Below are 22,430 nucleotides of genomic sequence, written 5' to 3' on the forward strand. Positions count from 1 at the left end.
ATCGCGGGCAAGCCCGGCTCCCACAGTTGATCGAGTTGAATCACACATTTGTGAACGACTCAAAACCCTGTGGGAGCCGGGCTTGCCCGCGATGAGGCCGGTACTGCTGGCCTCAATCTCCCTTTGGCAACTCAATCACAAACCGCGTCCACCCATTCGCCGATTCGCAACGAATCTGCCCACCATGGGCACGCACGATCGACTGCGTAATCGCCAACCCCAACCCCGCATGTTCGCTGCTGCCTTCCTGGCGCGCCGGATCGGCCCGATAAAACCGGTCAAACAATCGCGGTAGCAACGCCCCGTCAATCCCATCGCCACTGTTCTCAACCACCAGGCTCAACCCTTTAGCCTGCTCGACAATCCGCACTCGAACCTCACCCTGGGCCGGTGTGAACCGCAACGCATTGTCCAGCAGGTTGGACAATGCCCGACGGAGCATGCTGCGATCACCTTCCATGTGCGCATTGCCTTCACGGCTAAGCTTGACCCGAGCGTCTTCGGCCAGCGGCGCAAAAAACTCCAGCAACACATCGGTTTCTTGTGCCAGATCCAGCGGCTCGCGCTTGGGCATCAGCAACCCGTGATCAGCCTTGGCCAGGTACAACATGTCGTTGACCAGCTGTGCCATCCATTGCAGCTCTTCGAGGTTGCTGTGCAGCGCTTCGCGGTAATCCTCGAGGGGCCGTGGGCGGGTGAGGGTGACCTGGGTGTGGGTCAGCAGGTTGGACAGCGGCGTGCGCAATTCATGGGCGATGTCAGCGGAGAACGCCGAGAGCCGTTGAAAAGAGGCATCAAGGCGTCCGAGCATGGCGTTAAAGCTGTGGGCCAATTCCGCGAGCTCAGGCGGCATGTCTTCTTCGGGCAGTCGAGCATTGAGCGATTGCGCCGACACACCGCTGGCGACCGCGCTCATGCGCCGCAACGGGCGCAACCCGCTACGCGCAGCCCAGGCGCCGAGCAGGGCGGTGGCCAGGGCTGACAAACCCACGGTCAGCCAGATCAGGTGCTGCATGCGTTGCAAAAAGTGCTGGTGATGGGTGATGTCCAGCAATAACGTCAGTTGTGGGGAATCCGGTCTATCGTCAAACAATGGCGCAATCAGCACGCGGTAGTCGGTGCCGTCGTTGTTCAGGGTCGATAAACCGGGCTGTTGCGGGAGTTTTTCCGGCAGGTGCGCGGAACTGTCATACCAGCGCTGGCCGTCACTGCCGGTGATGCGTAGCGACAAATCAGCCTGGCGGCTGAGTTCATCTGCCAGTCTGATTTCGCTCTCGCTGGATTGAATGTCCTGAAGCGCCCGGCGTAAACCAATCAATTTCCCGTCCAGCAATTGCTGATCGAGTTCGACGAAGTGCGCTTCGCTGGCACGGCTGAACAATACTCCGGCGAATAGCGAAACCACCGCCGTGCAGGCCGCAAACAGCAACGCCAGACGGCTGCTCAACGAAAGGTGCCGCATCAGGCTGCACGCTCTTCGAGGACGTAGCCCATGCCGCGCACGGTGTGGATCAGTTTGTTGGGGAATTCATCGTCGATCTTCAGACGCAACCGACGGATCGCGACTTCGATCACATTGGTGTCGCTGTCAAAGTTCATGTCCCACACTTGCGAGGCAATCAGCGATTTGGGCAGGACTTCACCCTGGCGACGCAGGAGCATTTCCAGCAGGGCGAATTCCTTGGCCGTCAGGTCGATGCGCTGGCCGCCGCGCTCAGCGCGCCGCCGAATCAAGTCCAGGTGCAAGTCTGCCAGTTGTAATTGGGTTTCCTGAGGTGAGGCGCTGCCGCGACGCAGCAGGCTACGGACCCGGGCCAGCAGTTCGGAGAAGGCGAATGGTTTGACCAGGTAATCATCGGCGCCCAGTTCGAGGCCATGAACCCGATCTTCCACTGCGTCTCGTGCGGTCAGAAAAAGTACCGGTGTGTCCAGGCCATTACTGCGCACTGCTTGCAGAATCTGCCAGCCATTGCGGCCGGGCAGCATCACGTCGAGAATCAACAAGGCGTAGTCACCGCTCAGCGCCAGTTGTTGGCCGGTGTTGCCGTCAGCCACCAGTTCTGCGTTGAACCCGGCCTCGGTCAGGCCCTGATGCAGGTAGTGGCCGGTTTTCGGTTGGTCTTCGACGATCAGCAGTTTCATGGGCAACTCGAGATAAATGGAACGAACGCTTTATACCGTGGGCAGCGTTAATTCAGGTCAACCTGACAAAGTTGTAATCTGGCTGTCAGGTTGCGGGCAGTGACAGCAGTTTAGAGTTTTCCACAGGCTGAACCTTATCTTGTTGGAGTACGACGATGTTTTTGCGCAAATCTTTGCTGCCGGTGGTGTGTTTGTTGGCGCTGAACTCGCCAGTGTGGGCCGGCCCGGCAAACACCTACGATTTCGGCCAACCTGCGCCGGCGGCCAAGGCGACTCGCAGTGTTGAAGTGGTGATGGGTGATATGTCGTTCTCGCCCAAGGCCATCGATATCAAGGCCGGTGAGACCATTCGTTTTGTGCTGGTGAATAAAGGCCAGTTGCTGCACGAATTCAACCTCGGTGATGCAGCGATGCATGCCAAACACCAGCAGGAAATGTTGCAGATGCAACAGAGCGGCATGCTGGCGCCTACCGCCATGAAGGAAATGGACCACAGCGCCATGGCCGAAATGGACCACTCATCCGGGCAGGGAATGAAGCATGACGACCCGAACAGCGTGCTCGTGGAGCCGGGCAAGACCGCCGAGCTGACCTGGACCTTCACCAAGGCCACCAACCTGGAATTTGCCTGCAATATCCCTGGCCATTATCAGGCTGGCATGGTCGGCAAGTTGACTGTCAGTCAGTAAGGACTCAATGGCGGGAGCAAAGGCTGGTAGAATCCGCTGATTCTTCAGTCAGGTTTCCGCCATGCATCCCGCAGCCGAACATTCGCCGCTGGGCAAATCCAGCGAATACATCGCCACTTACACGCCGTCCTTGCTGTTCCCGATCCCGCGTACTGCGAAATGGGCCGAGTTGGGCCTGACGGCTGAAACCCTGCCGTATAAAGGCGTGGATTTCTGGAACTGCTTTGAGCTGTCGTGGCTGTTGCCGTCGGGCAAGCCCGTGGTGGCGATTGGCGAGTTCAGCATCCCGGCGGATTCGCCGAATATCATCGAATCGAAGTCGTTCAAGCTGTACCTGAACTCACTGAACCAGACACCGTTTGCCGACACGGCAAGCCTTGAGGCGACACTGGCCAAAGACCTGTCGGCCGCTGCCGGCAAACCGGTCGGTGTGCGCATTCGCAGCTTGAAAGATGTCGAAGCCGAAGGCGTCGTGGCGCTGCCCGGCGTGTGCATTGATGACCTGGACATCAGCGTCAGCAACTACGAGCATCCGCGCCCGGAACTGCTGCGTTGCGATGAATCGCGCATCGTGGAGGAGAGCGTGCACAGCCACTTGCTCAAATCCAACTGCCCGGTTACCAGTCAGCCGGATTGGGGCAGTGTGGCGGTGGAATACCGTGGCGCGGCACTGGATCACGCGAGTTTGCTGGAATACATCGTGAGCTTCCGACAACACTCGGACTTTCACGAGCAGTGCGTGGAGCGGATTTTCCTCGACTTGCAGCGGTTGTTGAAACCGGAGAAGTTGACGGTGTATGCGCGCTATGTGCGCCGTGGCGGGTTGGATATCAACCCGTACCGCAGCACCGAAACCGTCCAACTGCCGAATCATCGGTTGGTGCGTCAATAAAAATCCAATGTAGGAGTGAGCCTGCTCGCGATAGCTGACTGACATTCAATATTGATGTCGTCTGATCCACCGGTATCGCGAGCAGGCTCACTCCTACAAGGGACTGCGTTTCAAATTGTGGAAATGAAAAAGCCCTGCCAGCGATGGCGGGGCTTTTTTGCGTCTGGCGGGTTCAGATACCCATGTTACCCAAGGCTTGCGCGATGTTGCGCAGGGTGCCAGCCAGGGTAGGGTGTTCGAGTTCGAAGCGTTCAACTGCCAGGTTAACGCCATCGGCGAGGCTGGCGTCCTGGGTTTTGGTTTCTAGCTCAAGCTTGAGTTCGATCTGTTGCATCAGTTCATGCAGGTTTTCGCGTTCGGATTCGGACAGTGGAGGATTCTGTTCCAATTGCTCGCGCAGGGCATTGAGCTGTTCTTGCAGTTCGCGGGCAGGCATGGCGTTCTTCCTTCTCTCGATTGGCACTGGCATAGACCACGGCAGCGCACCAAAGGTCTATGGCTGACCTTTAGATTAATCCACTCTCGCGCAACCTGCATGATCTCGGTCAGGGCTTTTCGCCCTTGAGTCGGCGCAGGCTGATATCGGCCAGGCAGGTGTCGAGTTCACCCAGGTGATCGATCACCGAATGCACGCCCAGGCCGAACAACTGCATCGTCGCCTTGCCGCGCAGGTGTTCACGTTCCTTTTGGCTCAATGCGTGCCATTCGCTGGGCGCCAGGCCGCAGAGCGAGCCGCAGGACGCCAGGCCAATCGTCCACAAGCCGGCGTTCAAACCCGATTGCAACAAGCGTGGTTCGCCACTGACCAGCACGCAGCCATCCAGACGTTCGACATTCAACGCCATCAGGGCTTGCCAGCAAGCGTTTGGTGCAGGCCATGGATTGATTGTTGCCGGGTGTTGCGTCGATGTAATCCAGGACGGCAGGGTAACGGCCAGAGAATGGCTGAGGGCGGGGGGTAGTTCATCGAGCCAGGCGCAGGGGATTTGCTGGCGCTGCAAACTGCGCAGGCTGTCCAGCGCGCCGGGCGTGGCTTCGGCGAGCTCCGCAGAATACGCCCCGTGCTGGCGCGTCCGGGCGCCGAAATCCACCAGGCAACCACTGAGGCCGAACAAGACGGCGGTCAAACTGGGGGCAGCGAGAGGCAAAGTTTCGGCGTGCGACATATCGGCGTCCCTGAAATAGCAACAAGGCTAGGCGGCGTGAGTGACAGTTGAGTGACATTGATGTGAAACGCTCTCAGTCAGCGCGAGTCATCTATAGTCGAAATGCGCGCGATGCTGCCTAAACCGGGTTTTCCGTCTTATACTAATCAGCTTAATGCCCGGGCCAAGTGCTCGCGCCAGTACAAATCCAAGGAGTTTTTCTATGCGCTGGAGCAATCATTTCGCTCAGCTTTTTGTGTGTGCCAGCCTGTTGCTGGTTCCGTTTGTGGCTCAGGCTGCYTCGGAAGACGATCCTTGGGAAAGCGTTAACCGTCCAATCTATAAATTCAACGACGTCATCGACACGTATGCACTCAAGCCTGTGGCTCAGGGCTATGAGTTCATCACGCCGCAGTTTCTGGAAGACGGCATTCACAACATGTTCCGCAACGTCGGTGACGTCACCAACCTGGTGAACAACATTCTGCAAGCCAAACCGGCTGCAGCGGGCACCGACACTGCACGCATCATCTTCAACACCACGTTCGGCTTGCTCGGTTTCTTCGATGTGGGCACCAAGATGGGTCTGCAGCGCAGCGACGAAGACTTCGGTCAAACCCTTGGCTATTGGGGTATGGGTAGCGGTCCTTACGTGATGCTGCCGCTGTTGGGTCCAAGCACCTTGCGTGATGCGCCGTCGAAGGTCGTCGACAGCTACACGGGCCCGTACCCGTACATCAACGACGTGCCGGTGCGTAACTCGGTCTTCGGCCTGAATATCGTCGACACGCGTGCCAGCTTGCTGTCGAGCGAAAAACTGATCACTGGGGACAAGTACACCTTTATCCGTAATGCGTATTTGCAGAACCGTGAGTTCAAAGTCAAAGACGGCCAGGTTGAAGACGATTTTTAATCTCGACCGGTAAAAACGAAGAAGGCGGCCATTGGCCGCCTTCTTTCGTTTGGATCCGGTTTATTTCATTTTCAAGATTGTAAGCCCGAGTTTCTGAGCATCACCGTCCAATGACTTCACCCACACCACCTCGGTGTCGGCTTCGAGCCCCTTCAACGCTGCGTGATCGGAATCGATGCGCACATTGAGCCGGTCACCGACTTTGAACTCTCGTTTCGCTTCGACCTGCATACCACTGCTGGAAAGGTCGATGCAGACGGCTGGCACCTCATCGCCTTCATGAATCAGCGACACATCGGCATCGACGCGCATGCGAATGAAATCACGCTTTTCGCTGTAGTCCCGACCGGTTTGACTCATGGGCTCGATCCTTCCATTGGGTTACGGATTTGCCTGTTCTTATAACTCCCGGTGATTTGACAAGTAAAGACGCCAAGCGACCATCGGCGTGAGCTTGAAACGCCCCGCGGATGGGAGTACCGTCTGCGCCTTAGAAGGGCACCTCTGGTGTACGTGTGAGTAGGGCAAACGCTCGAAAACGGTGCAATAGAGAGGCTAGAAAGCGAATCCAGTAGTGTGAGCCGGGCTAAAGGCCTTGCCTGCTACGCCAACCTAATTCTGGCGCCGTTTGCCCACATGCCAAAAACCAGTGCCACGCTGCTGATAATCGATGATGACGAAGTAGTGCGCGCGAGCCTCGCGGCCTATTTGGAAGACAGTGGTTTCAGTGTCCTGCAGGCCAGTAATGGTCAGCAGGGTCTTCAGGTATTCGAGCAAGACAAGCCCGACTTGGTCATCTGCGATCTGCGCATGCCGCAGATGGGCGGACTCGAACTTATCCGCCAGGTCACCGAGCGGTCACCGCAAACCCCTGTGATTGTGGTTTCAGGTGCCGGCGTGATGAACGACGCGGTCGAGGCGCTGCGCCTGGGTGCAGCGGACTACCTGATCAAGCCTCTCGAAGATCTGGCCGTGCTCGAGCATTCTGTTCGCCGAGCCCTGGATCGTGCGCGCCTGCTGCTGGAGAACCAGCGCTACCGCGAGAAGCTGGAAAAGGCCAACCGTGAGCTCGCTGCCAGCCTGAACCTGCTCCAGGAAGACCAGAACGCCGGTCGCCAGGTACAGATGAACATGCTGCCGGTCAGCCCCTGGGCCATCGACGAGTTCCAGTTTGCTCACCAGATCATCCCGTCGCTGTACCTGTCGGGTGATTTCGTTGACTACTTTCGGGTCGACGAGCGCCGGGTAGCCTTCTACCTGGCGGACGTTTCCGGTCATGGTGCTTCTTCAGCCTTCGTTACCGTGCTGCTGAAGTTCATGACCACGCGCTTGCTGTTTGAATCCAAACGCAGCGGCACATTGCCGGAATTCAAGCCTTCAGAGGTCCTTGGTCATATCAACCGGGGCCTGATCAGTTGTAAGCTGGGCAAACACGTCACAATGGTCGGTGGAGTCATCGACGAGGAGACAGGTTTGTTGACCTATAGCATCGGTGGTCACCTGCCGTTGCCAGTGTTGTACACACCCGACAGTGTTCGTTATCTGGAAGGGCGCGGTCTGCCTGTAGGCCTCTTCAATGAAGCCACCTACGAAGACCACGTACTGGAACTGCCGCCGACGTTCAGCCTGACGCTGATGTCTGATGGCATTCTGGATCTTTTGCCAGAACCCACACTCAAAGAAAAAGAAGCGGCGTTGCCCCAAAGGGTCAAGGCTGCGGGCGGCACCCTGGACGGGCTGCGGCAGGTTTTTGGATTGGCCACGCTTGGGGAGATGCCGGATGATATCGCCCTGTTGGTGTTGAGCAGGAATCTTTAATGAGTACCGGTAGAATCCAGTTCGCCGAGCAGGACGGCACCTTCGTCCTGAAATTCGTCGGTGAAGTTCGCCTGACCCTGTGTTCGGCGTTGGATGCGACTATTGATCGGATCTTCACCGCGTTGAACTTCAATGCGATCGTGATCGACCTGACCGAAACCCGCAGCATCGACAGCACCACGCTGGGCCTGCTGGCCAAGCTGTCGATCCTGTCGCGGCAAAAGGTCGGCCTGCTGCCGACCGTCGTCACCACCCACGAAGACATTACGCGTCTGTTGGAGTCAATGGGCTTCGAGCAAGTGTTCAACATCGTTGACCAGCCCGTGCCCTGTCCCGAATGCCTGGACGACTTGCCAGACCAGGATCAGTCCGAAGAAGTGGTGCGGATCAAAGTCCTCGAAGCGCACAAAATCCTCATGGGTCTGAACGACTCCAATCGTGAAGCGTTCCATGACTTGGTAAATGCGCTGGAGCGACACTGATTCCCTGTAGGAGCGAGCCTGCTCGCGATGGCGTCCTGACAGTCACCAGACACATACAAAAAAGGGCGAACCTGTGAGGGTTCGCCCTTTTTGCGTTGGCCTGTCAGCTGTTACAGCTTGGCCTGCAACAACGCCTCAAGCTTCTCCTGATCCCGGGCAAACTGACGAATCCCCTCAGCCAGTTTCTCGGTCGCCATCGCATCTTCGTTGGACAACCAACGGAACTGCGCTTCATTCAAGCTCAAGCGCGCTTCACCGGCATGCCCAGGTGACAACTTGCGTTCCAGCTTGCCAGTGTCAGCCGCCAGTTTCTCCAGCAGATCCGGGCTGATAGTCAGGCGATCACAGCCTGCCAGTTGCTCGATCTGGCCCAGGTTGCGGAAGCTCGCACCCATGACCACCGTCTTGTAGTCATTGGCCTTGTAGTAGTTGTAGATGCGTGTCACCGACTGCACGCCCGGATCATCCGCACCGGTATAGTCGTTGCCGTTGGCTTTCTTGTACCAGTCGTAAATCCGGCCCACGAACGGTGAAATCAGGAACACACCGGCATCCGCACACGCCGCTGCCTGAGCAAACGAGAACAGCAGCGTCAGGTTGGTCTGAATCCCTTCTTTTTCCAGCGTCTCTGCCGCGCGGATACCTTCCCAGGTGGAGGCGATCTTGATCAGCACGCGGTCACGGCCAATACCGGCCTTGTCGTACAGCTCGATCAGACGGTGCGCACGCTTCAATACGGCGTCAGTGTCGAACGAGAGGCGTGCATCCACTTCGGTAGAAATACGACCCGGTACAACCTTCAGGATCTCTTGCCCGACCGCTACGCCAAAACGGTCGCTGGCCAGGCCCACATCGCCCTTGCAGTCGTGAACGCAAGCATCCAGCAATTCGGCATACGCAGGAATTGCCGCGGCTTTGAGCAGCAGGGAAGGGTTGGTGGTGGCGTCCACCGGTTTAACGCGGGCGATAGCTTCGAAGTCGCCGGTGTCGGCAACCACGGTGGTCATTTGTTTAAGTTGTTCCAGCTTGGAAGTCATGGGCGTGCTCTGTCCTGTGGGTCTAATGACATTACCCGAGCGCTGACAGCCACTCAAGGGCGCATGTACGTATCGATGGCCCCAGCGGCAACAACCTGAAAACAGGTGTTTGAAAGGTGAGGGGCGCGGTGTCGGTTTATACGATGCCAAAACGGGGCGCAGGTTCAACGTAACTGACCGTTGACCCCGCGCCAACAATGTCGCCGCCGGTTCTTACGGGCGGGCCTTTGATCGTTTAGCGCTGTTAAAAAGTGTCGATTTTGACCGTTATAATATGTCAAATAATCAAGGCCGATGAAGTGTAATGTGCTGCCGATTAACGTAGGTAGCGGATGGAAAGATGACTTCACAGGAAACACAAGTGTCTGGAATTGTGGAGGCTTTCGATGACTTTATACTCGCTTATGTCTTGAAGAAGTTGACCGATGTATTGGAAGAGCTGATGGCGGTCTCGAAAAGAAACTACCCGGACAATATGAGTGGTGTGCTTGAGATGGGACGGGTTAAAGCCGCAGCGAAAATTCCCATCTGGTTAAAAAGAGTGAAGTACAGTGATCCCTGTAAAGTGACCCGCATGATGAAGGAGCAAATGGACGACGCGCATAAATGTAACCAGAACTTGCGCTTCGAAGCACAGGTCGTATTGCTGGAGGTGCTGGTGGAAGGGGCGCTGGCAATAAACGTGGCGTGTTATTCCGAGTTTATTGGTAAGCGCCTGCATTAAGTGAAGAGAGTATTTTTTCTATTGTGATTTTAATAGCGTCTTGACAGCGCGGACTTCCTGATGATTACGATGTTTGTCCGGGCGGAGGCGAAGTCAAAACAGGTTTGGCCAGTCATATACAGCGATATCATCAACCCTCTTATGCAAACGCTCCAATGTTATTTTTTGTCGGGTAAATGACGGCGGGATTGTTGTCGTTATTTTTGGTCCGGCTATTCTTGTTGGGCGTTTTTTGTATGTCGTGCTATTTAATGCACTTGTATTTTTATGATGGATTCATCTCTGAATGCGGGACCGATTTTGTCGGTTCACTCATGTCCCCGCTACACATTGGCCGAATCGACACTACACGGGAAGAGTAGCCTTGTTCAGAAAGATTCTTATCGTATGCGTTGGTAATATTTGCCGAAGTCCAACCGCTGAAATGTTGCTCCGCAACGCGCTGGATCCTTCAGATATCTCGGTGACCTCCGCGGGACTCAACGCGCGGGTGGGGGAGTCTATGGAGCCAAACGCACTTTCAGTTCTCGAAGAACAGGGTGGCGCCGCCCAAGAGTTTAAAGCGCGGCAGATCACTCCAGCCATTGTTAATGAGTCAGACCTCATTCTGGTCATGGAGAAAGAGCATGTAAAAGGCGTGCTGAGTATTGCCTCGCACGCGAGGGGCAAAGTGTTTCTTCTGGGCAAGTGGCAGAGTGAGCACGAAATAAAGGATCCGTATCGTCAAGGAAAAGCTGCTTTTGTCCATGCCCATGCATTGATTGAAGATGCTGTTTGCTCATGGGCACAGCGCCTCGGACGTTGATGGATGATTTTCAGATTAGTATTAATGGTAAAAGAATAGACCTTATGCAGTTACCGTCAGTAGTCAGTGGCCGAGATAACGATAAAGACGAGATTGATCTTCTCGGTTTGCTAGGCACATTGATTGATCACAAATGGTTAATAGGCGCCATTACCGGAGCGTTCATGGTGACCGGTGCCGCGTATTCGATTTTGTCGGCGCCCGTGTATTTGACAAACGCCCTGGTGCAGGTCGAGCCGAAAAAGAACGACATGTTGGGCTTTTCGGATATCAGCAGCATGCTGGGTGGGCAATCCCCGGCGGCTACCGAGATCGGAATTATCAAGTCTCGCGCAGTCATCGGCAAAACAGTCGATGACCTGCGTCTGGATATTGTGATCACGCCGAACACCTTTCCCGTCGTGGGTGGTTTTATTGCGCGGCGATATAAAAGTACTCCCGGCCAAACTATTTCGCCTCCACTCCTTGGCATGAACAGTTTCGCCTGGGGTGGCGAGCAGCTTGAAATCGAAAAACTCAAACTGCCCGATGAACTGTTAGGTGAAAAACTGACCCTGATTGCCGGAGAGCAGAACCGCTTCAAGCTTTACGATGAAGAGGGTGGATTGTTGGCCGATGGAACCACAGGCGTCGCCGTGGTAGAGAACGGGGTCGAGGTGCTGGTCGCGAACATGATTGCGAACCCTGGCACTAAATTCGAAGTCGTACGCAACCCACGAATTGTCACTATTCAGAATTACCAGGACATCCTTGAAGTCTCCGAACAAGGTAAGGAGTCGGGCATTATAAGTCTGGCGCTAGCCAGCACCGACTACTCTCTGGCTGTGAAAATTCTGAACAAGATTTCGACGCTTTATGTAGAGCAGAATGTGCAACGCACCTCTGCCGAGGCGGCTCAGAGCCTGGATTTCCTGCAGTCACAGCTCCCTCAAGTCAAAGAGGATCTGGTCAAGGCCAGCAATGCGCTGAACAGCTATCAAACCCGCGGAAATACAGTAAATATCTCACTCGAAACCAAGTCTGTCCTGGAGCAGATGGTGGTTTTGGATACGCGCATCTCCGATTTAAAACTCCAGCAAGCAGAACTGGATCGAAAGTTCACCCGTGAGCATCCGGCCTACCGCGCCTTGATGGCCCAGTTGGGGGATTTGAATAATCAGCGCCGCGGTTTGGAGAAGAAGGTTCAGGATCTTCCGGCAACGCAACAGGAGCTTTTGAACCTCACTCGTGATGTGGAAGTGGCGACACAGATTTATACCCAACTGCTGAATAAATCCCAGGAGCTGGACATCGTAAGAGCGGGGGCGGTCGGGAATGCTCGATTGATCGATACCGCCGATGTCGACATCACATCCCCGGTCAAACCGCGCAAAGCCTTGCTCATTATTATTGCAACGTTGCTGGGCGGGTTTGTCGGCGTTGCCTTGGTGTTGGTGCGTAAATCGTTGAGCCGAGGACTTGAGGGGCCGGAAGCCATCGAACAACTCGGGCTGCCCGTCTATGCCTCTATTCCCTACAGCGCCCTACAACAAGAAGAAGACAATAAAAAACTTCGGTTGGGCGATAGCGTCAACCGCCAGGCTTTCCTATTGGCGCTGCGCAACCCTACTGACCTGTCCATTGAGTCGATACGCAGCCTGCGAACCTGTTTGCATTTTGCGGGGCTGGATGCGACCAACAACCGGATCATGATTTCCGGTCCGAGCCCGCAGGTGGGCAAAACGTTTGTTTCCTCTAACCTGGCCGCGGTCATTGCTCAAAGCGGGCAGAGGGTCGTACTGATCGATGCCGATATGCGCAAAGGTCACCTGCACAAAACCTTGGCTACACCGATCAGCAACGGCTTATCCGATCTTTTAACCAAACGCTGCAGCATTGAGCAGGCAATCAATAGGCTCGAGGTTGATAACCTGCATTTCATCAGTCGTGGACAGGTACCGCCTAATCCATCAGAGCTGTTGATGCATGCCAACTTCAGAGAACTCCTGGCAGAACTGAGTGAACTCTACGACGTCGTCATCATCGATACGCCACCTCTTCTGGCAGTTACAGATGCTGCAATCGTTGGGCGTGAAGCTGCCATTAATTTGATCGTGACCCGCTTTGGTGTAAATCCGGCCAAAGAGATTGAATTGACAATTCGTCGGTTTGCGCAAAACGGTATCGAGTTGAAGGGCGCTATTTTTAATGGAGTCGAGAAGCGGGCATCCAGTTACTACGGTAATGGCGCTTATTACAACTATGAGTACGCCTCTGACAAGTCCTGATGCGAGTTCTATCTACCAGGTAATCGGTTGGGAGTGAGTGGGTGATAACTCACCACTCTTAATCGTGTTTTACCTGCGACTAAGTTCATGGAGATAGGTGGATTATGAAAAAAATATTACATGTGGCGGAAACTATCAAGGGTGGCGTTGCGACGGTAATTCGTACGATATCAACCCCCCCTCGGGACCATGCTCTGAAGTATGAACTGGTTTATCTGGTTCCGTACGACCAGAAGAAAGAGTTGCATGGCATTGATGAAAAAAACATCAGGACCTTTTCCCGAAACAAGCGCGATGTCATGTCCCTGTTGCGGTTTGCCTGGCAATTGGCCCGCGTGATCTTCAAGGAAAAACCGGATGTCGTGCACTTGCACAGCACGTTTTCCGGGGTCATTGGCCGATGTGTCTGTCTGCTACTGCGCCCTTGGCGGTCACCTAAAATTGTCTACTGCCCGCACGCATTTTCCTTCTTGATGGAGAGCTCGCCAGTCAAGCAGAAAGTGTATTCGCTGGTGGAGCGACTCTTGCAGAAAGTAACGGACGTCATTATCTGCGTCAGTCAGTATGAAATGGATAAAGCCGCGTCGTTTGGTATTGATCGTCACCGCATGAAGCTGATCTACAACGGGATTCATTATAAAAGTGATGAGAACAAGTCCAGCGAAAGCACGGACATTCAGCTTCTATTTGTAGGTCGACTGGATTACCAGAAAGGCTTCGATCTTTTGCTCAAGGCGTTTGCTGAAGTCGAGCGAACTGACTTGAGACTCACTGTCGTTGGGAGTGCTGTCAATGAAGACTTCGTCGAGTGCCCCGATATTGACGCCGTGGAGTACCTGCCTTGGGTGACTCCGGCTGAAGTCAACGAACTGTACAAAACGGCGGATGCCTTGATTGTTCCAAGTCGCTGGGAAGGCTTTGCCATGGTTCCCCTCGAAGGGATGGCCATGGGCGTGCCGGTGATTGCCAGTGACTGTACATCGCTTCCTGAATTGGTGACGGACAACATCACCGGCTACCTGTTCTCGACCGGCGACTACCAGGCCCTTGCCAGCATATTAGTGAATATCAAAAAACATAAGCTGCTGGAACTCGGTACAGAAAGCCGCAAGAAAGTGCGCGAGCGGTTCAGTGCAACGTTGATGATTCAGCAAACCTATGACGTGTACTCCGCTAAAACTTATTAAGTAGACAATCAGATGATGAACGTAACTATTTTGCATGGCTACAGTGCGTCCAGTTCGGGTGATGGTCTACTCGTGGATTTGGCAATAGCCACGGTGCAACGCAATTTTGGTGCCGGCACTTTAATCAACGTAGTTGCGTCAGACCCTCAATCATTTAGCTATCTTTCCTGTAAGCGATATGAGGCGCCGGTCATGGCGGCTAAGGGATTCGGAAGGGTGAGGGAAGCGATTTTCCTTAAACAGTCTTATGTCCCCCTTGCCGATCTTTTGAATACCAGCGATCTGGTTGTAGGGGTGGGCGGTGGATACATGCGCTCAAAAAGCACCTTTGAACACCTCAAGCTTAAACTGGGTCATGCCAAACAGCTTGAAACCGCGATTTTGAGCAAGGTACCGACGGTTTACCTCCCACAAAGTATCGGTCCGTTCCATGGCGAGAGCAGCAAAATCGTAGAGCATTACGCCAGCGCCGATGCGGTATTTGTCAGAGACAACAGGTCTTCGGAAATTTTCCAGTCCAATGAGAATGTCTACCGGGCGCCGGACCTGGCGATCCAGGCGTTAGCGAAAAAGATACTGCTGCAGCCCAAGTTTATCCACTGTGCATCATCTCCTGCCGTGGTCTGTGTTGTTCTACGCAAGCCGTCGCACTGGAGCAAAGAGAAGAAAGTCGCCTACGTTGCAAACCTGAAGCTTCTATTGAGGAGATTAAGGGCGAAAAGCCAAGTGGTGTGCGCTGTGCAAAGCACCGTCTGCGGCAATGACGATGGCGCGTTTTATCGCGAACTTGGCATTACCGAAGACCTGCTGCCCTTGAAGGCGACGCTCGCAAAATATCAACCGGATCTGGTTATTTCCGTGAGGTTACACGGGGCTATCGAGGCGCTCCTGGCCGGTGTACCCGCGTTCCATATCAGTTATGAACGCAAAGGTTTTGGGGCGTATCAGGACATGGGAGTGGAAGACTGGGTGATCAACGAAGGCGATATCAATGTCGATACCATCATCGACACTGTTTACGCCCCCAACGCTCTATTGAGGTTTGCCAAGAAACTCACGGATACCTGTAAAGAAATCGAAGCCAAAACAGTGCTGATGGACAATATCATCAAAGGGGTTGTTCGATGATATTTCGGTTGTTGCTTAGGGGGACTGCATTAGGCGCGAAGTTTTTGCTGGTGTTGGCCATCACTCATTACCTGGGTTATGACGCATTAGGCTTCTACGGCGTCGTGGTGATCGCCCCTTTGCTAGCCTCGAAGTTTTACAGCGTCGGGTTCAGCTCTGAAATCAATCGGTTGATCAGCATCGGGGGCAGCTCCCGATTCGTCATCGATAAAGTACTGGTCTTGTACTTGGCCGTCGGATCGTTGTTTTCGGTGGTCACAGTCATACTCTACTCACTCTTCAGCGATGTTCAGGCGAGCACCGCGTTGATCGTCTGCGTCATGCTGCTCCTGATCACAGAGCATCTCTCCTTCGAAATTAATTCCTTTGTTTTTTCTGCGCAAAAAGCCAATTGGGGAGCGTTATTGTTCTTCATAAAAACCGGGCTCTGGGCGCTGATTGCTGTGGGAGGGCTAATGACGGGCGTGGTGTCCAGCATTGCCAGTGTTCTTTGGTTATGGGTGATCAGCAACCTTCTGGTGATCGTGGCCGGGTACTTTATTGTGGTTAATGTACATAAGGGGAGGGAGGTCAGTGCCCTCACTACGGCTTCTGTCTGGAAAGCCGGGTTGCCCTTTTATCTGGGCGACGGTTTGATGTTATTGAGTCAGTTTGCCGAGCGTTTTCTGATTGTGGACCTGGAGCCGTACGACAGCCTTGGCAAGTACGTGTATGCCTGGTCTGCCGCTAACACGTTGCAAGCGCTGTCTTTTGCCGTTGTTGCCGTCGTTGGCATTCCGGTACTCGCCAAGCGTTATAAGAATAATCAACAGGCACTGACGGTCCGCCAACTCTTTTTCAATCAATGGGTGTTGCGTTCCCTGGTTGTTTCCTGCGCAGTTGCTGTGCTGATTTATGCCTTCTTTAATGTCGTGCTGGATTATGTGGACGCGGCAGTTCCGCGTCCGGATAACGGGGTTTTGTGCATCCTGATTTTCTCGTTTGCGCTGCGAGCAGTCGGCGACATCGTATGGGGAGGTCTTATTGCTTCGAAGAACAATCGGGTGTCGTTGGCCAGTGCGGTGATCTGCCTGCTGATTTCACTGCCTGTCAGCTATGTCCTTATTAAACACTATTCAATTTATGGGGCGGCCTGGGGGAACGTTTTCTCGATTACGGTGCAGCTGGTCGTTATTGCTTTGCTGGCCAGGTTTGCCCAGGCGAAGGGGGCGTTGTAATGGCTTTATCTCTGCCTTCCATAGAATTTCGCGGTACAAAGCTGGATTCGTCGATCTCACTCCTGATTTTGATGTGCGGTCTTTTTCTGTCCGTAGCAATGCCGCTGCTGGTTCACCGAGAACCGGGCCCGGATGCGATGACGTTGTGGTCGTCATACGCTCGTTCAGACTACTGCAATTTCTGGAATCCCTTTTCGCCAGACCGGTCTTCTTACGATTGCACTGCTTACGTGCTACGTCCCACCGGCATCAATCTGGACAATGCCTGGGCCTACGGGATGATGTGCAACTTGTTTCTCACGTCTATCCCGATCTTTATCTTCAGAAGAATACCGCTGACGATTTTTCTGACCCTGTGTCTGTGGGGGGTGGTCAGGTCGTTCTTTCTCGATAACCTGACCAAGGAAATCATTGTTTCGGTGGCGATGATTACCATCCTGGTTTTTTCATTTTCGAAGCAATACAGAGTGGGCTTTTTTCTCTCTGCGCTGTTTTACGGCATCTTGGTTCGACCCTACTGGATACTGTTTTCGCTGGTCTGGGTTGGCGTGTGTGTCATGAAGAAGCGTGTGTCACGTTTCAGCTTTTTCCTGATGTTGTTCACGTTCTATTTGGCCATCGCGACAGCGATTCAGATGCTGGCCGGCTATTCGGTTTCGTCCATTCGAGCCAATAGTAACGAGCAACGCACACTGGGCGAAGAGGGCTCAAAGTCATTGATTGTGTCGTGGATCAACGGCGGTGACTTCGTTTCGCAGGCCGTGGATTCGATGAGCATCTTTTTCAGGCTGTCTTTCCCGGTGGAGTTAATCCTTCTTTCCGGCCTGGGGCAGATCATCTTTGTCGTCCTGATGATGATGACCTCGTTGCTGATGTTCAAAATGATGACGTCGAGTCACTACAAGGGCTCAATCATCGAACCCAAAGTCAAAGAGCTTATCGCTATTCCGTTGTCCTTTTTATTGGTGCAGGGCCTGTTTGAACCTGACTTCGGATCGTTTGCCCGACATTTCTCCATGGTGGTTCCGGTTCTGTTTGTGGGGCTGGGGTTGCAGTTGCGCTCAAAAAAACCTGAGTCGCTTGAATCAAACGTCTTGAACTGAGGTTTGTGGTTTATGCAAAGCAATAAGAAGTCGTTGGAAATAGAAACACTCAGAGGGCTGGCATGCCTGCTGCTGGTGCTCTATCACGTGATAGGGCCATTAGGCGGCGGATTGAAAATCGACCTGGGATCACCTTTCCGAATCCTGGCCGATTCGATGGTGTACGTCCGGATGCCGTTGTTCACTTTTATATCGGGCTACATCTATTCGATTTACAAAATCAGAGGCAACGACTTTTCCGCTTACTGGCGTGGCAAGGTAAGAAGATTGATCGTGCCATTGTTTTTTGTCGGTATACCATTTTCGGTGCTGCAGGTTGTCGGGCCGGGGGTAAACAACGACTTCGGGTTAATAGACGCCTTGTTGTCGTTTTACGTGCCGATTAACCACTTCTGGTTCTTGCAGGCGGTTTTTATCATCTTTATGTTTGTCGGATTTCTTCAGTGGCGCGGCTGGTTGCAGACGGCGACACGGTTGTACCTGTTGTTTTTGTTTTCCGCAGCGGTGTTCTTGATGCCGCTTTTTCCAGTCGATGCCTTTGGCATCAATGGCGCCATCTATTTGCTGCCGTTCTTCGTGACGGGGATGATTTGCCACGAAAAGGGCAATGAGTTAAAGCAGTCCCTGAAAGTGATCGGGCCCGTCGCGTTCGTCTTGATATCGGTCGCACTGCTCTACATTGCCGCCGTGGATCGCGAGCTCATTGTCGATCGCAGAAGCCTTGTCGGATTGCTCGTTGGCTGTGCCTCCTGCATCGCGTTGTTGTCGAGTGACATGCGCTCGAAAGCGCTGATCTGGCTCGGTGGATATTCCTACGCGATTTTCCTCTTTCACGTTCTGTTTGYGGGCAGTTCACGGGTCGCGTTACGTCGTTTGGGTGTCACCGATGAAAGCGTTTTGGTTGTTGGCGGTGTGCTGTTCGGATTGTTGGGGCCCGTGGTGCTGTCGAATGTTTTCAGCCGTTTCGCCATCACATCGACTTTGTTTTTGGGCGAACGTGCGATCAGCAAAAAGACCCCGGCGAAAGGTCTGAAGGTGTCTCGCACCTGAACACCAAAGCAGGTTTCCTGATAGATAGATGAGCCAATGGTCTATGTCGATGATGTGCGTCCTGTCCCGGCTCCGGTCATCGAGGTGAGAGGCTCACGCGAACCGCTTGCCGGACTGGGCAAGGGTAAAGCGGGGATGGTGCTGGACATCTCGGTGATTGGCGACAGCTATAGCGCCGGGCAGAACTTTTATCTGAATGGCCTCACTCAACGCTTGGCGAAAGACTTTGGTTTCGCCGGGCCTGGTTATGTCGGGTTTAACCACGGCGTAGCGCTCGGCGGTACGAACTTCAAGTACACCCGCAGCAATCAGCAGTACTTCGGTGGTGATTGGAGCGTTTCCAGTCTTGGGCAAGCGAGYCCGGACAGTCGCACTGTTACCGGGAAGGCGGGTGCTTATCTTGAGATCGATTCCAGCCAGACGGCTGCGATTGATACGTCCATTGCCCACGCCAACTTACTCTACTTGGGAAACGGCAAAACCAGCGAGATGAGGTATCGGTGGACACCTTCAGGCCCGTGGCATCCATTGACGATAGCGGGGGCCGGTGTTCAGGAAGTGCAACTAAGCGTCCCCGCCAGTGCTGACTGGGCGCTAAGGCTCGAAGTGGTGAAAGGTGCGCCGACATTATTTGGCTTGTGGCTGGCCAATGACCGGGGCGGCATCAGGGTCTCCAAACTCGCTGCTTCAGGTGCCACCTCCGGTGACTTTTTTAAAAGCGACAACCAATGGCAGACCCAGTGGAAGGCCGTCGTTTCAAAGATACCGGCAGACGTTTACCTGATTATGTTGGGCGGCAATGATCAGGGGTTTGGCGTTAAGCCCAAGGATTATCTTGAGAACATGAAAGGCTTGGTGCAGATGGTTCGCGAGGTTCATCCGGCAGCGAGCATCAATGTGATCTTGCGTCAGGACACAACACGTTCCAGTGCCTATCCGATGTCGGACTATGCCCAAGTACTTGAACCATGGGCGCGTTCGCAGAACGTCGCCTATTGGAGTTTGCAGTGTGCGTTCGGTGCCGACTTCAAACGCTACGCCAGTGACGGGCCGACCCCCATGATCGGCCCCGACAAGATTCACCCCATCCCGGGTTCGGGAGGTCGGCTTATTGCCGATTACTTCTATCGACTGCTTGTCGGTGAATTGCCGTGTGGTGCCGCTTCAAAGTAATCCTTCACCGTTCAAAGTGTTCCAGCTGGCTCAGTAGCTCTGCGGTTTTCAGAGGCATGAGTTCGGGATCACACCGCGTTTCAACATTGATGACGATTGCCGGGTCGCTGTAGCGAATGCGAACCCGGAATCGCCAATCGTTGAAAATCACTTTAAGCCCTTCGCGTTCATCGATATCCAGGGCCTTGTCGGCATACAGACTTTTCAGGTGAGCCAAGAGGGAAAGCGGGTCCCTGATCGGGCGATGGATATCGCCCGAAGAGGGGAACACCCCGATACGTTCAACCAGCAGGGTTGTGCCCAGCCAGGCAGCAGTGTCGAAGGATAACGATGGCGCTTTTGACAGCCAGGCCATCATTCCGAAGTTGCTCGCTTTCAGTTCGGTGTCTACCGAGCGTTTTGCAGTGGTCATAGTGGCCTGCCTGGATGAAAGAGTGTAACGGAGGGCTCCGCAAGGTGAGCGGTGAGTGTGCTGAGCCGATTGGTTAAAGGCCCTTGAGATACAGCTGCTCATAACAAAAGTTGGTGGCGTCGATATAGCCTTCTGCACCACCACAATCAAAGCGCAGGCCTTCGAACTTGTAGGCCAGCACGCAGCCATCTTGCGCCTGCTTCATCAGCGCGTCGGTGATCTGGATTTCGCCGCCCTTGCCGGGCTGGGTATCGGCGATCAAATCAAAAATGTCGGGGGTCAGAATGTACCGGCCGATGATTGCCAGATTGGACGGTGCGTCCTCGGGGGCGGGTTTTTCAACCATGCTGTTGACGCGGTAGATCCCTTCGGAAACCAGTTCGCCGGCGATCACCCCGTATTTGTGTGTCTGATCCCGCGGGACTTCTTGAATGGCCACGATCGAGCAGCGAAATTTATTGTAGAGCTTGATCATCTGCGCGAGCACACCGTCACCTTGCAGGTTCAGGCACAGGTCATCCGCCAGCACCACGGCAAAGGGTTCGTCACCGATCAAGGGGCGACCGCTGAGAATCGCGTGCCCCAGGCCTTTCATTTCGACCTGGCGGGTGTAGGCGAAGGTGCAGGTTTCTATCAGCTCTCGTGTACCGGCCAGAAACTTTTCTTTCTCGGTGCCGCGAATCTGGTGTTCCAGTTCATAGCTGATATCGAAATGGTCTTCCAGTGCGCGCTTGCCCCGACCGGTAACGATGGCCATGTTCTGCAAACCGGCGTCCCGTGCTTCTTCAACGGCGTATTGGATCAAAGGCTTGTTGACGATCGGCAGCATTTCCTTTGGCATTGCTTTTGTTGCAGGCAAGAAACGCGTGCCATAGCCGGCGGCGGGGAACAAGCATTTACGAATCATAGATATTTCCTGGAAAGTCATTGTTCACAGCCACACAGAAGAGGGTGGCCATGAGTTTGGATGTTTTACGATGGTTGTACTTTAATACCTGAGGCGTGGTTTGATGGCAATTAATGGCATGTGCAGAATGGGGTAAATGTTATTAGTTGTCGGGTCTGTCTGTATTTGGTTAGTTTTAGTCGGTGTCTATTAATAGTGTCGGTTCTTGTGAAGTGCTAATAAGTCGTTGGCGTCAATTTCTTGCGTGCGCTAATTGCTTTAAATATGGCATGCAGTTGAATACTTCAATACCCCACTATGGACCGCTCTATGAAGATTCTGGTAACGGGTGGAACCGGTTATATCGGTTCGCACACCACTCTTGCGCTGCTTGAAGCAGGCTTCGAAGTGGTTGTGCTGGACAACCTTTGCAATAGCTCTGATGCCGCCCTTCATGCGGTTGAAGCCATTTGCGGAAAATCCGCCTTAATGATTCACGGGGACGTGTGCGACAGAGCGTTGCTGGACCGGATTTTTCAGCAGCACTCCATTGATGCTGTTCTGCATTTTGCCGGGCTCAAAGCCGTAGGTGAAAGCGTGCGCAAGCCGCTTGAGTATTACGAAACCAACGTTTGCGGAAGCATTACGCTTTGCCAGGCGATGTCTGCGGCCGGTGTATTGCGGTTGGTATTCAGTTCATCGGCCACGGTGTATGGCGCGCCTGAGCAGATGCCGATTCGTGAAGACTTTCCGACGGGCACGCCCACCAATCCCTACGGGCAATCCAAGCTGATCATCGAAAACGTATTGCATGACCTGTGTGCGGCGGACCCGCGCTGGAGCATCGCACTGTTGCGTTATTTCAATCCGATCGGTGCTCACGCAAGTGGGCAAATGGGGGAAGACCCCAACGGTATTCCCAACAATCTGGTGCCGTACATCAGCCAGGTTGCCGTCGGCAGTCTGCAGGAGTTGTCGATATTTGGTGACGATTACCCCACCGTCGATGGCACCGGCGTACGCGATTACATCCACGTCGTGGACTTGGCTGACGGGCATCTCAAAGCGTTGCAGTCGATCTCGACGCGCACCGGGATCAATATCTGGAACCTGGGCACTGGCGATGGTTACAGCGTTTTTGAAGTACTGCGGGCATTTGAGCAAGCGTCGGGGCGAGCGGTGCCTTATCGGATGATGCCGCGACGCTCGGGCGACGTCGCCGAGTGTTGGGCCGACCCCTCTAAAGCGGCGAAGGAGTTGGGTTGGAAGGCCACACGGAATTTGCAGGAGATGATGACCGATACCTGGCGTTGGCAATCGAATCATCCCCGGGGATACGTCGATTGAAACTGATGGGCGG

23 protein-coding genes are annotated in these 22,430 nt (G+C 54.1%); 15 read left to right on the forward strand and 8 right to left on the reverse strand.

Translation table 11 applies throughout. The features are described from left to right. Window positions 1-112: 112 nt before the first annotated feature. Window positions 113-1,462 carry a heavy metal sensor histidine kinase gene (locus tag AC1D2P_RS11685; RefSeq protein ID WP_077430562.1) on the reverse strand — a complete coding sequence of 450 codons (1,350 nt, stop codon included), beginning with the start codon at window positions 1,460-1,462 and terminating at the stop codon, window positions 113-115. Further along, window positions 1,462-2,142, reverse strand: coding sequence for a heavy metal response regulator transcription factor (locus AC1D2P_RS11690; protein ID WP_477757625.1), 681 nt, complete (start codon window positions 2,140-2,142; stop codon window positions 1,462-1,464). Before AC1D2P_RS11690 ends, AC1D2P_RS11685 begins: the two co-directional genes overlap by 1 nt. A 155-nt stretch (window positions 2,143-2,297) precedes the next feature. On the opposite strand from AC1D2P_RS11690, the gene copI reads away from it, so the two are divergent. Continuing rightward, window positions 2,298-2,831: a copper-resistant cuproprotein CopI gene (gene copI, locus AC1D2P_RS11695; RefSeq protein ID WP_477757624.1), complete on the forward strand. Its 534-nt coding sequence runs from the start codon at window positions 2,298-2,300 to the stop codon at window positions 2,829-2,831. Window positions 2,832-2,892: 61 nt separating this feature from the next. Beyond that, window positions 2,893-3,723, forward strand: coding sequence for an NADPH-dependent 7-cyano-7-deazaguanine reductase QueF (queF, locus tag AC1D2P_RS11700; protein ID WP_027921667.1), 831 nt, complete (start codon window positions 2,893-2,895; stop codon window positions 3,721-3,723). A gap of 172 nt (window positions 3,724-3,895) precedes the next feature. On the opposite strand, the gene AC1D2P_RS11705 is transcribed toward queF, so the two are convergent. Together AC1D2P_RS11705 and AC1D2P_RS11710 are read right to left on the reverse strand one after the other, a co-directional pair. Then, entirely contained in the window at window positions 3,896-4,159 is a 264-nt protein-coding gene (locus AC1D2P_RS11705) for a DUF4404 family protein (RefSeq protein ID WP_109785926.1), read from the reverse strand. Window positions 4,160-4,268: 109 nt separating this feature from the next. Next, complete coding sequence (locus tag AC1D2P_RS11710) at window positions 4,269-4,889, reverse strand: HAD superfamily inactivated hydrolase PcrP (protein ID WP_109785925.1); 621 nt, start codon at window positions 4,887-4,889, stop codon at window positions 4,269-4,271. 202 nt (window positions 4,890-5,091) lie between these two features. Between AC1D2P_RS11710 and AC1D2P_RS11715 the strand changes: the two genes are divergently transcribed. Then, a complete protein-coding gene (locus AC1D2P_RS11715; RefSeq protein WP_109785924.1) occupies window positions 5,092-5,781 on the forward strand; it encodes an MlaA family lipoprotein in 690 nt (229 codons plus the stop codon). A gap of 60 nt (window positions 5,782-5,841) precedes the next feature. Here the strand turns inward: AC1D2P_RS11715 and AC1D2P_RS11720 are convergent, their stop codons facing one another. Beyond that, on the reverse strand, window positions 5,842-6,141 hold the full coding sequence (locus tag AC1D2P_RS11720; protein ID WP_046026969.1) for a PilZ domain-containing protein: 300 nt from the start codon (window positions 6,139-6,141) through the stop codon (window positions 5,842-5,844). 276 nt (window positions 6,142-6,417) lie between these two features. Between AC1D2P_RS11720 and rssB the strand changes: the two genes are divergently transcribed. Together rssB and rssC are read left to right on the forward strand one after the other, a co-directional pair. Continuing rightward, window positions 6,418-7,599: a two-component system response regulator RssB gene (rssB, locus tag AC1D2P_RS11725; protein WP_046027144.1), complete on the forward strand. Its 1,182-nt coding sequence runs from the start codon at window positions 6,418-6,420 to the stop codon at window positions 7,597-7,599. Beyond that, window positions 7,599-8,081 carry an anti-sigma factor antagonist RssC gene (gene rssC, locus AC1D2P_RS11730; RefSeq protein ID WP_046026968.1) on the forward strand — a complete coding sequence of 161 codons (483 nt, stop codon included), beginning with the start codon at window positions 7,599-7,601 and terminating at the stop codon, window positions 8,079-8,081. The genes rssB and rssC overlap by 1 nt, the downstream gene beginning before the upstream one ends. 110 nt (window positions 8,082-8,191) lie before the next feature. Here the strand turns inward: rssC and tal are convergent, their stop codons facing one another. Continuing rightward, window positions 8,192-9,118 (reverse strand): transaldolase, encoded by a 927-nt coding sequence (tal, locus tag AC1D2P_RS11735; protein WP_109785923.1) that lies wholly within the window; start codon window positions 9,116-9,118, stop codon window positions 8,192-8,194. A gap of 340 nt (window positions 9,119-9,458) precedes the next feature. On the opposite strand from tal, the gene AC1D2P_RS11740 reads away from it, so the two are divergent. The 9 genes from AC1D2P_RS11740 (at window position 9,459) to AC1D2P_RS11780 (ending at window position 19,772) form a co-directional block, all read left to right on the forward strand. Further along, the gene (locus AC1D2P_RS11740) at window positions 9,459-9,842 is read left to right on the forward strand and encodes a hypothetical protein (protein ID WP_109785922.1); all 384 of its coding nucleotides are present in this window, start codon (window positions 9,459-9,461) and stop codon (window positions 9,840-9,842) included. A gap of 364 nt (window positions 9,843-10,206) precedes the next feature. After that, window positions 10,207-10,647: a low molecular weight protein-tyrosine-phosphatase gene (locus AC1D2P_RS11745; RefSeq protein WP_477757623.1), complete on the forward strand. Its 441-nt coding sequence runs from the start codon at window positions 10,207-10,209 to the stop codon at window positions 10,645-10,647. A 44-nt stretch (window positions 10,648-10,691) separates the two neighbouring features. Further along, the gene (locus AC1D2P_RS11750; protein ID WP_109785921.1) at window positions 10,692-12,914 is read left to right on the forward strand and encodes a polysaccharide biosynthesis tyrosine autokinase; all 2,223 of its coding nucleotides are present in this window, start codon (window positions 10,692-10,694) and stop codon (window positions 12,912-12,914) included. Between the two features lie 104 nt (window positions 12,915-13,018). Continuing rightward, window positions 13,019-14,101, forward strand: a complete 1,083-nt coding sequence (locus tag AC1D2P_RS11755; RefSeq protein WP_109785920.1) for a glycosyltransferase — start codon at window positions 13,019-13,021, stop codon at window positions 14,099-14,101. A gap of 15 nt (window positions 14,102-14,116) precedes the next feature. Continuing rightward, a complete protein-coding gene (locus tag AC1D2P_RS11760) occupies window positions 14,117-15,229 on the forward strand; it encodes a polysaccharide pyruvyl transferase family protein (RefSeq protein WP_477757714.1) in 1,113 nt (370 codons plus the stop codon). Further along, entirely contained in the window at window positions 15,226-16,446 is a 1,221-nt protein-coding gene (locus AC1D2P_RS11765) for an MATE family efflux transporter (protein ID WP_477757622.1), read from the forward strand. The genes AC1D2P_RS11760 and AC1D2P_RS11765 overlap by 4 nt, the downstream gene beginning before the upstream one ends. Further along, entirely contained in the window at window positions 16,446-17,549 is a 1,104-nt protein-coding gene (locus AC1D2P_RS11770; protein ID WP_477757621.1) for a hypothetical protein, read from the forward strand. The genes AC1D2P_RS11765 and AC1D2P_RS11770 overlap by 1 nt, the downstream gene beginning before the upstream one ends. A gap of 12 nt (window positions 17,550-17,561) precedes the next feature. After that, window positions 17,562-18,599, forward strand: a complete 1,038-nt coding sequence (locus AC1D2P_RS11775; RefSeq protein ID WP_477811439.1) for an acyltransferase family protein — start codon at window positions 17,562-17,564, stop codon at window positions 18,597-18,599. 36 nt (window positions 18,600-18,635) lie between these two features. Beyond that, window positions 18,636-19,772: an SGNH/GDSL hydrolase family protein gene (locus AC1D2P_RS11780; RefSeq protein ID WP_477757619.1), complete on the forward strand. Its 1,137-nt coding sequence runs from the start codon at window positions 18,636-18,638 to the stop codon at window positions 19,770-19,772. Window positions 19,773-19,776: 4 nt separating this feature from the next. Here the strand turns inward: AC1D2P_RS11780 and AC1D2P_RS11785 are convergent, their stop codons facing one another. Both AC1D2P_RS11785 and galU read right to left on the reverse strand, forming a co-directional pair. Next, the gene (locus AC1D2P_RS11785) at window positions 19,777-20,184 is read right to left on the reverse strand and encodes a phosphohexomutase domain-containing protein (RefSeq protein WP_046026959.1); all 408 of its coding nucleotides are present in this window, start codon (window positions 20,182-20,184) and stop codon (window positions 19,777-19,779) included. A gap of 73 nt (window positions 20,185-20,257) precedes the next feature. Further along, window positions 20,258-21,091, reverse strand: coding sequence for a UTP--glucose-1-phosphate uridylyltransferase GalU (gene galU / locus AC1D2P_RS11790; protein WP_046026958.1), 834 nt, complete (start codon window positions 21,089-21,091; stop codon window positions 20,258-20,260). A gap of 309 nt (window positions 21,092-21,400) precedes the next feature. Here galU and galE point away from each other — a divergent pair, with 309 nt between their 5' ends. Further along, complete coding sequence (gene galE, locus AC1D2P_RS11795) at window positions 21,401-22,417, forward strand: UDP-glucose 4-epimerase GalE (protein ID WP_477757618.1); 1,017 nt, start codon at window positions 21,401-21,403, stop codon at window positions 22,415-22,417. Window positions 22,418-22,430: the final 13 nt, after the last annotated feature.

It is taken from the genome of Pseudomonas sp. P1_F1_2 (assembly GCF_056405815.1).

Excerpts from the sequence above, each read along its gene's own strand:
- AC1D2P_RS11710 (WP_109785925.1), bottom strand. The coding sequence starts at position 4,889 with ATGTCGCACGCCGAAACTTTGCCTCTCGCTGCCCCCAGTTTGACCGCC.
- AC1D2P_RS11770 (WP_477757621.1), top strand. The coding sequence starts at position 16,446 with ATGGCTTTATCTCTGCCTTCCATAGAATTTCGCGGTACAAAGCTGGAT.
- AC1D2P_RS11705 (WP_109785926.1), bottom strand. The coding sequence starts at position 4,159 with ATGCCTGCCCGCGAACTGCAAGAACAGCTCAATGCCCTGCGCGAGCAA.
- queF (WP_027921667.1), top strand. The coding sequence starts at position 2,893 with ATGCATCCCGCAGCCGAACATTCGCCGCTGGGCAAATCCAGCGAATAC.
- galU (WP_046026958.1), bottom strand. The coding sequence starts at position 21,091 with ATGATTCGTAAATGCTTGTTCCCCGCCGCCGGCTATGGCACGCGTTTC.
- AC1D2P_RS11750 (WP_109785921.1), top strand. The coding sequence starts at position 10,692 with ATGCAGTTACCGTCAGTAGTCAGTGGCCGAGATAACGATAAAGACGAG.
- AC1D2P_RS11685 (WP_077430562.1), bottom strand. The coding sequence starts at position 1,462 with ATGCGGCACCTTTCGTTGAGCAGCCGTCTGGCGTTGCTGTTTGCGGCC.
- AC1D2P_RS11760 (WP_477757714.1), top strand. The coding sequence starts at position 14,117 with ATGAACGTAACTATTTTGCATGGCTACAGTGCGTCCAGTTCGGGTGAT.
- galE (WP_477757618.1), top strand. The coding sequence starts at position 21,401 with ATGAAGATTCTGGTAACGGGTGGAACCGGTTATATCGGTTCGCACACC.
- AC1D2P_RS11690 (WP_477757625.1), bottom strand. The coding sequence starts at position 2,142 with ATGAAACTGCTGATCGTCGAAGACCAACCGAAAACCGGCCACTACCTG.
- AC1D2P_RS11765 (WP_477757622.1), top strand. The coding sequence starts at position 15,226 with ATGATATTTCGGTTGTTGCTTAGGGGGACTGCATTAGGCGCGAAGTTT.
- AC1D2P_RS11755 (WP_109785920.1), top strand. The coding sequence starts at position 13,019 with ATGAAAAAAATATTACATGTGGCGGAAACTATCAAGGGTGGCGTTGCG.
- rssB (WP_046027144.1), top strand. The coding sequence starts at position 6,418 with ATGCCAAAAACCAGTGCCACGCTGCTGATAATCGATGATGACGAAGTA.
- rssC (WP_046026968.1), top strand. The coding sequence starts at position 7,599 with ATGAGTACCGGTAGAATCCAGTTCGCCGAGCAGGACGGCACCTTCGTC.
- AC1D2P_RS11785 (WP_046026959.1), bottom strand. The coding sequence starts at position 20,184 with ATGACCACTGCAAAACGCTCGGTAGACACCGAACTGAAAGCGAGCAAC.
- AC1D2P_RS11740 (WP_109785922.1), top strand. The coding sequence starts at position 9,459 with ATGACTTCACAGGAAACACAAGTGTCTGGAATTGTGGAGGCTTTCGAT.
- copI (WP_477757624.1), top strand. The coding sequence starts at position 2,298 with ATGTTTTTGCGCAAATCTTTGCTGCCGGTGGTGTGTTTGTTGGCGCTG.
- AC1D2P_RS11720 (WP_046026969.1), bottom strand. The coding sequence starts at position 6,141 with ATGAGTCAAACCGGTCGGGACTACAGCGAAAAGCGTGATTTCATTCGC.
- tal (WP_109785923.1), bottom strand. The coding sequence starts at position 9,118 with ATGACTTCCAAGCTGGAACAACTTAAACAAATGACCACCGTGGTTGCC.